The sequence below is a fragment of the Pseudoalteromonas rubra genome (assembly GCF_005887095.1).
GTDB classification, from domain to species: domain Bacteria; phylum Pseudomonadota; class Gammaproteobacteria; order Enterobacterales; family Alteromonadaceae; genus Pseudoalteromonas; species Pseudoalteromonas rubra_E.
Window position 1 is genome coordinate 166,970 of record NZ_PNCI01000017.1, and the last position, 12,856, is coordinate 179,825.

Annotated in this window: 12 protein-coding genes; 6 read left to right on the forward strand and 6 right to left on the reverse strand. The window is 49.9% G+C overall.

Annotation, left to right across the window (positions count from 1 at the left end):
- Window positions 1–72: 72 nt before the first annotated feature.
- The 5 genes from parE to CWB99_RS08540 are packed head-to-tail and all read right to left on the reverse strand — an operon-like array spanning window position 73 to window position 4,394.
- On the reverse strand, window positions 73–1,962 hold the full coding sequence (gene parE, locus CWB99_RS08520; RefSeq protein WP_138550469.1) for a DNA topoisomerase IV subunit B: 1,890 nt from the start codon (window positions 1,960–1,962) through the stop codon (window positions 73–75).
- A complete protein-coding gene (locus CWB99_RS08525) occupies window positions 1,959–2,555 on the reverse strand; it encodes a YqiA/YcfP family alpha/beta fold hydrolase (protein WP_138550470.1) in 597 nt (198 codons plus the stop codon). The genes parE and CWB99_RS08525 overlap by 4 nt, the downstream gene beginning before the upstream one ends.
- Window positions 2,540–3,313: a metallophosphoesterase gene (locus CWB99_RS08530; protein ID WP_138550471.1), complete on the reverse strand. Its 774-nt coding sequence runs from the start codon at window positions 3,311–3,313 to the stop codon at window positions 2,540–2,542. The genes CWB99_RS08525 and CWB99_RS08530 overlap by 16 nt, the downstream gene beginning before the upstream one ends.
- Window positions 3,300–3,740 carry a DUF1249 domain-containing protein gene (locus CWB99_RS08535; protein WP_138550472.1) on the reverse strand — a complete coding sequence of 147 codons (441 nt, stop codon included), beginning with the start codon at window positions 3,738–3,740 and terminating at the stop codon, window positions 3,300–3,302. The genes CWB99_RS08530 and CWB99_RS08535 overlap by 14 nt, the downstream gene beginning before the upstream one ends.
- A 24-nt stretch (window positions 3,741–3,764) precedes the next feature.
- Window positions 3,765–4,394, reverse strand: a complete 630-nt coding sequence (locus CWB99_RS08540; RefSeq protein ID WP_138550473.1) for an NUDIX domain-containing protein — start codon at window positions 4,392–4,394, stop codon at window positions 3,765–3,767.
- Window positions 4,395–4,627: 233 nt separating this feature from the next.
- On the opposite strand from CWB99_RS08540, the gene tolC reads away from it, so the two are divergent.
- From tolC to CWB99_RS08555, 3 genes are all read left to right on the forward strand, one after another.
- Window positions 4,628–5,974, forward strand: a complete 1,347-nt coding sequence (tolC, locus tag CWB99_RS08545; RefSeq protein ID WP_138550474.1) for an outer membrane channel protein TolC — start codon at window positions 4,628–4,630, stop codon at window positions 5,972–5,974.
- Between the two features lie 162 nt (window positions 5,975–6,136).
- Window positions 6,137–7,060: an LpxL/LpxP family Kdo(2)-lipid IV(A) lauroyl/palmitoleoyl acyltransferase gene (lpxL, locus tag CWB99_RS08550; RefSeq protein ID WP_138550475.1), complete on the forward strand. Its 924-nt coding sequence runs from the start codon at window positions 6,137–6,139 to the stop codon at window positions 7,058–7,060.
- A 31-nt stretch (window positions 7,061–7,091) separates the two neighbouring features.
- Entirely contained in the window at window positions 7,092–7,700 is a 609-nt protein-coding gene (locus CWB99_RS08555; protein ID WP_138550476.1) for a TcpQ domain-containing protein, read from the forward strand.
- Window positions 7,701–7,736: 36 nt separating this feature from the next.
- Here the strand turns inward: CWB99_RS08555 and glnE are convergent, their stop codons facing one another.
- Window positions 7,737–10,532: a bifunctional [glutamate--ammonia ligase]-adenylyl-L-tyrosine phosphorylase/[glutamate--ammonia-ligase] adenylyltransferase gene (glnE, locus tag CWB99_RS08560; RefSeq protein ID WP_138550477.1), complete on the reverse strand. Its 2,796-nt coding sequence runs from the start codon at window positions 10,530–10,532 to the stop codon at window positions 7,737–7,739.
- A gap of 71 nt (window positions 10,533–10,603) precedes the next feature.
- Here glnE and CWB99_RS08565 point away from each other — a divergent pair, with 71 nt between their 5' ends.
- From CWB99_RS08565 to rsmE, 3 genes are all read left to right on the forward strand, one after another.
- A complete protein-coding gene (locus CWB99_RS08565; RefSeq protein ID WP_138544010.1) occupies window positions 10,604–11,497 on the forward strand; it encodes a hypothetical protein in 894 nt (297 codons plus the stop codon).
- Window positions 11,498–11,509: 12 nt separating this feature from the next.
- A complete protein-coding gene (locus CWB99_RS08570) occupies window positions 11,510–11,992 on the forward strand; it encodes a hypothetical protein (RefSeq protein WP_054014521.1) in 483 nt (160 codons plus the stop codon).
- A gap of 63 nt (window positions 11,993–12,055) precedes the next feature.
- On the forward strand, window positions 12,056–12,790 hold the full coding sequence (gene rsmE, locus CWB99_RS08575) for a 16S rRNA (uracil(1498)-N(3))-methyltransferase (RefSeq protein WP_138550478.1): 735 nt from the start codon (window positions 12,056–12,058) through the stop codon (window positions 12,788–12,790).
- The last annotated feature ends 66 nt before the right edge of the window (window positions 12,791–12,856 follow it).

Consider the following 12,856-nt stretch of genomic DNA (forward strand, 5'->3'; position numbering starts at 1 on the left):
TCGCGTTGGCGTAATCATCCGAATTTAATACTTGGTGGCACGCTTCATCGGCGCAGCACCATGGCAGCCAGCTTACACTTCTGCCTTATCACCATGTTGTTCCAGCCAGGTCTTTCTGTCGCCGGCACGTTTCTTAGCCAATAACATATCCATCACTTCCAGCGTTTCCTCTGGTTCATCCAGGGTCAGTTGCACCAGACGGCGGGTATTGGGATCCATGGTGGTTTCACGCAGCTGCATCGGGTTCATTTCACCCAATCCTTTAAAGCGCTGTACGTTTACTTTGCCGCGCTTTTTCTCAGCTTCAATGCGGTCTAAGATGCCGCGCTTTTCATCTTCATCCAGCGCGTAAAACACTTCTTTACCCACGTCGATTCGGAACAAAGGAGGCATTGCCACATACACATGACCACGACGCACCAGCTCAGGAAAGTGTTTAACGAACAAGGCGCACAACAAAGTAGCAATGTGCAGTCCGTCGGAGTCAGCATCGGCCAGAATACATACTTTGCCGTAGCGCAGCGCTGACAGATCTTCGGAGTCAGGGTCTATACCTAAAGCCACAGAGATGTCGTGGACTTCCTGCGAAGCCAAAATCTGCCCGGAATCCACTTCCCAGGTATTCAGAATCTTACCACGCAGCGGCATGATGGCCTGAAACTCGCGGTCACGCGCTTGTTTGGCAGAGCCCCCCGCTGAGTCCCCTTCCACCAGGAACAGCTCCGAACGTTCGGTTTCTGAGCCAGAGCAATCGGTTAGCTTACCCGGTAATGCCGGGCCACTGGTGACCTTTTTACGCACCACTTTCTTGGCCGCACGCATACGTTTCTGGGCATTGCTGATACACAGTTCAGCCAATGCTTCGGCGGTGTCGGTGTGCTCATTCAGCCACAGGCTGAAAGCATCTTTGACAATCCCAGAAACAAAGGTGGCGCAAGAACGCGATGACAGTTTTTCTTTGGTCTGACCGGCAAATTGCGGATCCTGCATTTTCACCGACAACACATAACTACACTTGTCCCAGACATCATCGGGGGTCAGCTTCACGCCACGTGGCAACAGGTTACGGAATTCACAAAATTCACGCATGGCTTCCAGCAGACCCTGACGCAAGCCATTGACATGTGTACCGCCCTGCGCGGTGGGAATAAGGTTCACATAACTTTCGGTGATCGACTCACCACCCTCTGGCAACCAATGTAATGCCCAGTCAACGCCTTCTGTTGAGCCACTGAAGCTACCCACAAACGGGCTTTTCGGCAGTGTTTCATAGCCTTTCGCACTGTCTTTTAAGTAATCTTCCAGGCCTGATTCATAACACCATTCCTGCGTTTCTTTGGTTTGCTTGTTAATAAAGCGAATACGCAGACCCGGGCACAACACGGCTTTGGCTTTGAGCAGGTAGTTGAGCTTGCTGAGCGAGAAGTTGGCGGAATCAAAATAGCTGGGATCTGGCCAGAATTGCACTGAAGTACCGGTATTGCGTTTACCAACCGTGCCAGTCACTTCTAAGTCTTCGACTTTGTCGCCATGTTCGAATGCCATCTGGTACACCTGGGCATCACGCTTAACCGTGATTTCAACCCGGGTTGATAAGGCGTTGACCACAGAGATCCCCACCCCGTGCAGACCACCGGAAAATTGGTAGTTCTTATTTGAGAATTTGCCACCAGCGTGCAGTTTGGTCAGGATCAGCTCTACGCCGGGGATCCCCTCTTCGGGGTGAATATCAACCGGCATGCCACGCCCGTCGTCAATCACCTGGAGCGAATTGTCTTCATGCAGGATCACATCGATCTTGCTGGCATGGCCAGCCAGGGCCTCATCGACACTGTTGTCTATTACTTCCTGACCCAAGTGATTGGGTCGTGTGGTGTCGGTATACATGCCAGGCCGGCGTTTCACCGGCTCCAGGCCATTCAACACCTCAATGGCTTCGGCATTATAATTCTGCTGACTCATAATTGGATCTGATTTTCTTTGTTCGTGTTGGTGATTTCGAGAAACCTGACAAGGGTGTCAAAGTACCGCTCAAAACCAATAAAACTATGGTCCCCGCCAAACTCAATGCGACTGGGGCTGGCGCTGAAGTAGTTTACAGCCTGTTGATAGGGTAACACTTCATCGCCGCTTTGTTGTAGCAATAAAATATTTTCTGGTGAGTGCAGTGACTCAACGTAGAGCTGACGCAGAGTTTCAACATGTTGGTGCGTCAACGTGTAATGCTGTTGCTGGTAGGGATTATACTGAGGTCCAAGATAGTCATGCAATAGTTCAAATGGCCTGACCGCTGGATTGACAACCACAGCGCGTACACCATGGCGTTGCGACAAATAAGTCGCATAAAACCCACCCAATGAACTGCCGATCAGCGCAGTGTCTTTGTCTATCAATTGCTCCAGCTGGAGCATTGCTATCGCCGGGTCGTAATGTAAGCGGGGTGTGAGGTACGTGCAGTCTATCGGCTGCTGAGCAAGCCACTGGCCTAATTGTTGTGCCTTAAAGGATTGCTCCGAGCTGTTGAAGCCATGAATGTAGATTAATTTGCGAGCCATTTGACCTCAGTGTGCAGACCTTGTGCAGTCCAGTGGACCAACCGATAAGCTGGGCCTGTATTATGCTGCAGCCATTGCATCGAATGCTTAGTGAACTGAATAGATGTGGCAGGCGTGGCATAAACAGGTAAACCTCGGTACTGCTGTGAATAGGCATTATGTACGTGACCATGAATGAGTGCCTCAACACGCTTACTGTTTACCAGTGTATTGAGCAGCTGAGGGCCGTTTTCCAGCATATGTTTATCCAGATAGCCATCAATCGGGATTGGATGATGATGGCAAAATGCCAATACCGGCCGTGTTGCGTCGCACAGCACAGCCTCCAGCTCTGTCAGGTGCGTATTATCGCACCAGCCTGCGGGTGTCGGCCCCTTGCTGTTAAGTAACACAATATCACCCTGCTCGCACTGCAAGTGCTTAGCGGCACTGATCTGTCCTTCGCTGATCTGGGCCAGCAAAGCAAGATCATCATGATTGCCAGGCACCCAAAAGAGTGGGCAATCGAGCGCTGATTGCGCCAGCAACTCTGCAAACAATGCATATGAGGCGCTACTGTGATCCTGAGTTAAGTCGCCACCAAATACCACGCCATCGAGCTGCTCGCCAGCCAGGGCATCAAGCACCCTGCTAAAATGCGCCGCCGTGTTGACCTCAAAATAGCATCCCTCACGAGTCCCGAACAGGTGGCTGTCTGTGATATGTGCCAGACGTAATTCAGCACCGCTGAACTGATGTGACTGCTCAAACCAGGCCATTATTGACATCCCAGTTGAGTGGTACCCGGCCACTTTCCAGACAGGCCATTAACCAGTCCGCTAAAAACGCATTGAGCTGATATTTTTCGTCTTTATGGTGCATGTCTGGATTAGGATAGCGATAGGACGGTTTAATGCGCTGATGAAAGTCGTGGTGGATCACTTCTGCCACTTTGGCATCGTGGTATAAGCGCACAGATAAAGCAAAATCATCCAGATGGGCGCTGATCTGTTGTTTCTGCACCACAGCAATATCTGTGGTGTAACGGGCAATGCCGTCAACGCGGATTTGGTAACTGGCTGCGCCGAGGTGTACTTCACGGCTGCTACCTACGCTTTCTTCAGGAAGCAGTTTTAGCGCCCGCAGATAGTTGCGTTCGCATAAAGTTATGTATTTGGGTAATGACTGGATGTACTCTTTTTGCATAACCGCTGATCAAACGACCTCATTTTAGATGGACTGAGATTGCCACTGCGCCAACATCTCGGGTTTATGTAACGCCAACCATTGTAGACTAATCACAGTAGCAGCGTTATCTATTTCCTCATTTTCGAGCCGTGCCATGGCCTCAGAAAAAGGCATCACATGCACTTTGATGTCTTCCCCCTCTTCAGGCAAACCATAAATACCACCAGCCTCACTGAGGTCGGCTTTGGCCAGATATAAGTACAAACGCTCCGTGGAACCACCCGGGCTGGATAAATACGACGTCATATAATGCAACTCATCTAACACCAGTCCAGCTTCTTCCATCGCTTCTTTGCGCACCACCCCCTCATAATCCAGGCTCCCTTCCGCCATGCCCGCGATACACTCAAGTAGCCAGGGAGAGTCCTTCGTTGCCAGCGCACCAATGCGGATCTGTTCAATGAGCAATACCTGATCCGTTTTGGGATCGTATGGCAGTACAGCTACCGCGTGGCCCCGCTCTAGAATTTCGCGGTAGATGGTCTGTGACTGGCCACCGGCAAACAGGGCATGTTTAAATGCATACAGGTCAATCTTAAAGAATTTGTCATAACAGCGCTCGGGCTCATTAAATTCGACATCCTGATGATTAAATTGTGCAATTGGCTTCATGTTTAATCCCATTTTTTTCATGATCGGGGTTTAATTTTTAACCCCAAGCCCCCATCATAGGGGTTCTCGAATTTTATCTTATTTTACCGTTCTTTAACTGGGGAAGCCCCAAACTGAACCGTATTATATTCTGTTACACTTGTTCTGACGGATTTGCCACTTTCCTTATATAGGAATTGACGAAAACAAGGTAACATGCCGACAATGAAAATTGTCTAAGGACTGAGCAAATAATGAAAAAAAGCATTCTATCTCTGTTTATCGGTGTTGCCTGCGCCCTTTCCAGCACAGCCTCACAGGCAGAAGATCTGTTGCAAGTGTACGAAATTGCCACGGCAAACGATCCCACTGTATTAAAAGCCAAAGCCCAGGCTGACGCACAAAAGTATGCCCAGGACGCAGCCCTTGGCGATCTTTTACCGTCACTGGGATTCCGCATGAATTATACGGACAACGATGGTGAATCTACACTGCCTGGCCAGAATGATTCAACCGGCTACACCGTTGTTGATACCTGGGGAGACCAACTTACCCGTACTGTGACACTGAACCAGACCATATTTAGTATGGCGACCTGGCAGAACCTGACCATTGCAGAAAAACAAGCCATGCAGTCGCTGACCAATTATGAGCAGCAACAGCAAGACTTGATTATACGTGTTGCAGAAGGCTACTTCGACGTACTGAGCAAGCTGGATACACTGGAGTTTGTGCAGGCCGAAAAACGCGCCATTGAACGTCAGCTTGAACAAACCAAACAGCGCTATGAAGTGGGTCTGACCGCCATCACCGACGTACACGAAGCTCAGGCACAGTTTGACCAATCTGTGGCAAACGAGATTGTGGCACAAAATAATGTCGAAACTGCTCGTGAAACCTTACGTACCATCACAGGTAAGTACCATGCTAAACTGGACAAACTGAACACAGACAAGTTCTCAACCGTTAAGCCTGGCAAACAGACCAACGACTTTATTACCCTGGCAAAAGAGCAAAACCTGTCATTACAGGTCGCAAAATCGGCGTTAGATATTGCTCAGGACCAAATCGATCTGGCTCAGTCTGGCCATTACCCGACTCTGGACTTGACTGCGTCTTATACAGATACGTTGAGCAACAGCGAAGGCGCTGAATTACAGCCTCGCACTGATGGCACCAGCATTGGCCTGACGTTAAACGTACCAATTTACTCAGGCGGTAAAACTGTGGCTGCGACCGATCAGGCACGTGCGTTATACGTTGCAGCCAGTGAAGACTTAGAAGCCGCAATGCGTAACGTGACTCGCTCTGTGATCACCTCTTACAATCAGGTGATGTCAGACGTTGCAACTTACCGCGCGCTGGAGCAGGCCGTTGTGTCAGCAGAAAGTGCATTGCAGGCAACAGAAGCAGGTTTTGAAGTCGGTACACGTACCATTGTTGATGTACTGGTCAGCACCCGTAACCTGTACGATGCAAAGCGTAACCTGTCGGAGCTGCGTTATCAGTACGTGTTGTCTACACTCAGACTTAAGCAAGCAGCGGGTACGCTTAACCGCGGCGACTTAGAAGCCATCAATAAAGGTCTGGTCGCAGGCTAACCCTACCTAGATTATGAAAAAACCGGCGTAAGCCGGTTTTTTTCTGTCCTCAGAAAACCTTGTTCTGGCATAGATAAGAGGTCGGCGCTCATTGCCACTCTCTTGAGCTGTTCAGCCGATATCGCTAAACTAACCCTTTGAAGTTTGAACGAGAGTCCACCTTTGGTTAACAACCCCACCTTTAAGCTGGCATTTTTAGCCCCTAAGTTCTGGCCAACCTGGCTCAGCGTGTTTTTCTTATATGCCCTGTCCTGGCTGCCACAGGGTCTGCAATTGTGGCTGGGAAAAATGCTCGGCCGCCTGGTGCACCGCCTATTGAAAAAACGTCGTCATATTGCCGATGTGAATCTACGTTTGTGCTTTCCTGATATGGATGAGCAGCAGCGGGCCAATATGGTATTAAAGAATATGGAAAACACGGGCATTGCGACATTCGAAACATCGATGGCCTGGTGGTGGCCACAGTGGCGTATCAACCGCGTGATAGGCTCAATCAAAGGCATGGAACATATTGAGCAGGCACAAAACAATGGCAAAGGCGTACTCCTGTTAGTGCCACACATGCTGCACCTGGAAATGCTTGGCAGAGTCTTGGGCACAGAGCAACCTGGTATCGGTTTTTATCGTCCGCACAATAACCCACTGATGGAATACTTTATGACCAAAGGCCGGTTGCGCTCCAATGAGTTCTTGATTGGCAAGCGCGACGTAAAGGGATTACTACAGGCACTGAAGAATAAAAAACTCTGCTATTACCTGCCCGATCAGGACTATGGTCGCAACCGCTGTGAGTTCGCCCCTTTCTTTGCAGTTCCCGATGCTGCATCTACAACGGGAACACTGCTCTTTGCAGGAAGCAAAAATTGTGAGACATTAAGTTTACATGGTGCCCGGGATGATCAGGGTAAATACCATATAGAAATCCAGCCCGCGCTTGCAGATTTTCCCAGTGGCGATCCCCAAGCCGACGTCACGCGGGTCAATCAGCGTATGGAGCTGGCCATTGAACAGGCCCCGGAGCAATATATGTGGTTGCATCGACGCTTTAAAACGCGTCCGGATGAAAACGCGCCATCGTATTATTAGTAATTATTAGCATAAAGTGTGTCGTGACAATATGGCTAAAAAACGTTCAAAACGCTTATCAAACATGTGGTTCTGGACCAAACACCTGTCGTTAGGTGTATTACTGGTGTGGGCCGCGTATTATTTTTTGTATGGCAATCTTCCCTCAATGGAATTTAGGGATACCACCAATGCCGCAGCGCAGGGGTTTACCCAGTTCTACGAGGGGTTTAAACGCAACTTCAACGAGCGTAATACGGAGCGGGACAAGTACGTACTGGATCTGGGCAAACCTACCTATCCGCTGGATGACGCCATCGCACAGCGCGGCTTAGTGGTAAAACCCGCTCCACAACGCTGGACTGGTGAGATCCAGCCCCGACGTTTCGACAGCGGTGAGACCCTGCGTGGTGTGCTGAGCAGCTACGCAAAAAAAGAAGACATTGAGCTATTCTGGTATCTGGATAAAGACTATGTGGTAAAACACAATTTCCGGGTCGACACGAACTTTGTTTCAACTCTTTATCAAGTTGGCACCGCCATCAACGACGACTTTGAATTTGAGGTCTATACCTTCTTTTGTCATCGCCAGCGAGCGGCAGTCATCACCCAAAACCCATCACGCTTTGTACGCGAAAACTGCCGCCGCCTGACTAAATAGTCCATTGCAGCCGGAGAAAAAACACTTTCTCCGGTTTTATCCTAATAGCTGCTGCCACGCAGCCCGCACTGCAACAACCAGTTCAGAGACACCCTGCATGGGCACACACCGCCCTGCGGCGTTCAGGCTATGTAAGTGATACTGATCACGAAACTCGCAGTACGCCTGGGTCAGCGCTCTCTGAGTCGCCTCATCTATGACACCCGCGTGATATGCCATTTCGAAAATACGAATGTTATCGGGAAAACGCGCCAATTCAGAGTGCGCATGGCTAAAATTCAAAACCAGATACTGAGCAATAAACTCAATGTCTGTCATACCACCTACGCCCTGCTTAAGATCAAATTGTGTATCTGTGCTCTTATCCAGATGTCCCCGCATCTTTTCACGCATCTCAACAATGTCTTTACGAAGTGCGTCACTGTCCCTGCTGTGACACAAAATTTCGCTGCGGATCTCGTTAAATCGCGAGACAAGCTCAGGCTCACCCAGCACCATACGCGAGCGCACCAACGCCTGATGTTCCCAGGTCCAGGCCTGCTGCTGTTGATACTGATAGAAGCTCTCGATATTGATGGCCAGCAAGCCCGAATTGCCTTCCGGTCGTAAGCGGGTGTCCAGTTCATACAAGATCCCCGAGTTAGTGCGGGTATTGAACAAGTGCATCAGACGCTGCGCCAGTTTCAAGTAAAACTGTCGTGAAGAAATCGATTTGTCGCCTGTGGTGACACTGTTGCCATCGCGATTATGGACAAACACCAGATCAAGATCTGAGTTATACCCAAGCTCCAGCCCACCCGCTTTTCCGTAGGCCACGACGGCAAAACCTTTATGTTCAACATCAGCCCCTTCGGGCGCGCCATATCGAGCCACCATTTGTTGCCAGGCAATATCCACAGCCTTCGCAATAATGGCTTCTGCCAGCGCAGTGAGGTGATCGCTCACTTTCATGATATCTAATACACCCGTTGCATCAGCCGCTGCGATACGCAGCGCCTGAGTTTGCTTGAACTGGCGCAGCGCTTCCATCTGTAATTCAAGATCCTCGCTGTCGATACGCAAGAAGTACTGCTGTACTTCACTGTAATAGGCGCTCAGCGGCAACGGTCGATAAAGCACCGCCGGATCGATCAGCTCATCCAGCAAAATCGGATAGCGGGCCACCTGCTCCGCTATCCAGACACTGTGCGCACACAGTTTAATGAGCTGCTGCAGTGCACCGCGATTTTCAAACAACAGTTCAAGGTAAGCCGTTCGCGAGGCAACTTTCAGTATCACCTGGAGTACCCGCTCCAGTATCTCTGCAACAGGTGCCCGGGTGATCTCACTGAGTAGTGCCGGCATCAATTTATCCAGTACATCTCTGCCCCGCGTCCCCATTTGTATTTTGCTCAACCCCAGGTGAAACGCATCAAGCGACTTTTGCCAGGCTTCGCCGACCGTTTCAGGCAGGGGGGATTCCAGATAACTGATGTCGCGTTGCTCCCACGCTGAAACAAACTCTGGCGCCAGCGCTTCGCCCAACTCGGGCTCTTCGCCAATCACCTGAGCAAATTCGGCCCTGACCGCCGCCTGGGCCTGCTCCAGCTTGTTCAGTACCTCGCTGTATTGGGTGCATTCAAGCAACACAGCTAGGCGCAACTGATCCTGTTCATTATCCGGTAACGTTTGTGTCTGACTGTCATCAAAAGCCTGTAAATACTGCTCTGTGCGGCGTAGCAAAAGGTACTGCTGAGACAGCACTTCACCTACTTCAACGGGGATTAAAGACAGATGCTGAAGTTGCTGCAATGCCGATAGTAAAGACGGGGTCTGTAACTCAGGCTCGCGGCCACCGCGGATCATCTGCAATGCCTGCACAATGAACTCCACTTCCCGGATCCCACCAGCCCCCAGTTTGATGTTGTTTGTAAGCCCTTTACGCCTTACTTCCTGCGCAATCATGTGCTTCATTTTGCGCAAGGATTCAATCACAGAGAAATCGATATAACGACGAAACACAAAGGGACGTATCAGGGTTTTAAACTCATCCCAGTAGTGATTTTTCTCACCCAGCAGGCGAGCCTTAAGCATGGCATACCTTTCCCACTCTCGGCCCTGATCCTGATAATAGTCTTCCATGGCGGCGAAGCTCATTACCAGCGGTCCGCTATCACCAAAGGGGCGCAAACGCATATCAACCCGGAACACCTGACCATCGGCGGTACACTGATCCAGTGCAGCAATGAGCTTTTGTGCCACTTTGGTATAAAACACCTGTGCCTCAATGCTGCGGCGCCCGCCTTCAGTCGGTTTGGCAAATGGATAGGTAAAAATCAGGTCGATATCCGAAGAAAAATTCAGCTCGCCTCCGCCCAGCTTCCCCATCCCCAGCACCAGCATAGGCACAGCTTCTCCCTGCTCATCGCACACCTGTCCATTGCTTTTTGCCACACTGGCATGTGCCCAGCGGTTTGCCGCATCAATCAGCTTTTCGCTTAACCGTGACTGATAGGCGATACTGTCGTCAATGGGGTTCCCCTCTACCAGGTCGAGCCACATCAGCTTGAGCCAGTAACGCTTACGATATTCCCGCAGCAGTCTGAAGCCGCTGGCTTCATCGAGTTCACAAAGAGGCTCTGATAGTGGCGCTGGACAGGTCCGCAGCCGCATTTGTTCAGCATCCAGCAACCAATCGATCCACTCGGGGTGACGCTGCAAAATACGATAGGCAAAATCACTCAGTGCGAGCAGCCTCAAAACGGCCTGATTATTCGTGTGTTGGGCAAAAAGTGCCTGACAGCGTTCAAGTGCCAGATGCCCAAGCGTATGGGGCAAGCCACCGAAATCCATAGAAAAATCTCCAGTGCAATTGCAAAAAGCGGTGTTATAGTAAACTTAACTGCCATCACCTTACACTTAGCATGAGTTATTTGTCTTTAGCCAATATCAACTTTTTCGCCATCTTAGTGAGTTTTGTCGTGATTTGTCTGTTCACGGTCGCTTTGCGTTTATATGTTCAGTTCAGCGCCAGACAAATGCTGGAAGACGAACTGGCTAAACGGGATAATTTTGCTTTGGGGATCAGTTATGCCACCCACCTGGCCGTACTGGTGATCTGTTGTGCCTATGTATTCAATGACACCGGCATGATGGTGTTGCAAGCAGAATCATTTCGCAGCGGGGTTATTTTACTCCTTATTCTGGTCTTTATTTACTTCGGCCAGCATATCCATCGCAAGTGGATCCTCTATCAATTTAATGAAGAGCAGGCAATTTTAAAACAAAATGTCTGTGCCGCTGTGGTCGACTCAGGCATGTTGATTGGCAACACCATTTTAGTCCTTGGGCTGTACCATTGGATCCACCCACAAGGCTTTGGCAACTTACTGGTCGTCACGCTGAGCTTTTTAGTCGTTCAGTTAATGTGTGCACTGGACAGTAAAATTCGCGAGCGCCGCTTTGCCAAATATAACCAGGGTGCTTCTTTGCAACAAAACTTTAATCTGGCCAATACCTCTATCGGGATCCGCTATGCCGGCAAGAGTATTGGGCTGGCACTGGCGATTTATGCCGGTTTACACAGTGCACCATATCATGGTGCTAAAGTGGTCGAAAACCTGTTTGTGATAGTCATGCATTGCGGCGTAATGTGGTTACTTTTGTATGGTATCAGTTACTTATTGTTGCAACTGGCGTTACCCAGAGTGGACATTGGGCTGGAAGTCGACCATCAGGACAATATCGGGATTGCCTGCCTGGAGTTTGCTGTTTTCTGCGCAATAGGCTATTTACTTATTAACATGTTCTCAATGTAACCAGGCCTGTTAGTGCGTTTAAACCTAGAAAACTTTTTGCTGGTCGACAGCAACTGGGAGTTCAGCAGAGAGTTTGCTGCGCATCTGAAAGCGCAGCGCCCTGATGTGCCCAGTGAGTTATTGATCGCTGGAGACAACACCAAACAAATGCTGAAAATGATGTTTCAGGAGCAGGTTAAAGATTACTGTTACTGTGACTTTGCAAATGAAATCAGTGTGTCTGAGCTGGCCTCTTATCTGCACGAACATCATAAAGTCCGTGGCGTGTTGATCTACGCAATTGACTATCACCTCGCCGACGAGACACAGCGGTTTATATTTAATTCATTACATCGTCAACGCATCACCGTCGAGCAAACTGCCCGAGGCTATGTCTATCACCCGCTCAGAGACCCCTTTAATAACAATCATCTGACATGCCACTCCACCGTCTCCGCAACCACCCAGGATACCGTTATCGACTTTGCACAGCACCACACAGACAAAGCCGAATAGGTGCTGGACTCACTGTACATAAGCCCTTACCATTACGGCTATTTAACAGCGGAATAGTCCACCATGCGCATACCTCATATTTACCAGCCTTCCGACCTTGTCATTGGCCAGACGATTGACCTTGGCGATGATGCTGCCGGGCATGTAGCCCGCGTGCTGCGGATGAGCGAAGGGGATAAACTGAGTTTGTTTAATGGCCAGGGCGGAGAGTATCTGGCAACCATCAGCGAAGTCAGCAAAAAGAAAGTCAGGGTCACGCCAGAACAATTTATTGATAAACAGGTTGAGTCTCCGCTGTCCATTCACCTTGGTCAGGGTATCTCACGGGGAGATAAGATGGACTTTACCATCCAGAAGTCGGTCGAGCTGGGGATCACTGAAATCACTCCTTTGTTTACTACCCGTTGTGGCGTCAAACTCAGCGGAGAACGCCTGACAAAGAAACATCAGCAATGGCAGAAAATCGCCATCGCAGCTGCGGAGCAATCTGGCCGTAACACCATTACCACCATCCACCCGCCCATTTCAATCGATGAGTGGCTGGCACAATCCAGCGAGGCACTTAAGCTGACGCTCCACCCCAGAGCAGAGCATTCTATTAAAACACTGCCCGCGCCTGAGCACGGTATTCGCTTTTTAGTCGGTCCTGAAGGGGGCTTTACCGATGAAGAAATGGCTGCAACGGCACAACAGGGGTTTATCGATATTCGCCTCGGCCCACGCGTACTGCGCACGGAAACAGCCGCTCTGACCGTACTCAGCGCATTACAACTTGAGTTCGGCGACCTGGCCCTTTAAAACGCCAGTTTCGCCCTCATATCCTAGTCATACAGTTAGCAGTTGAATTGATTCACTTTATATAAG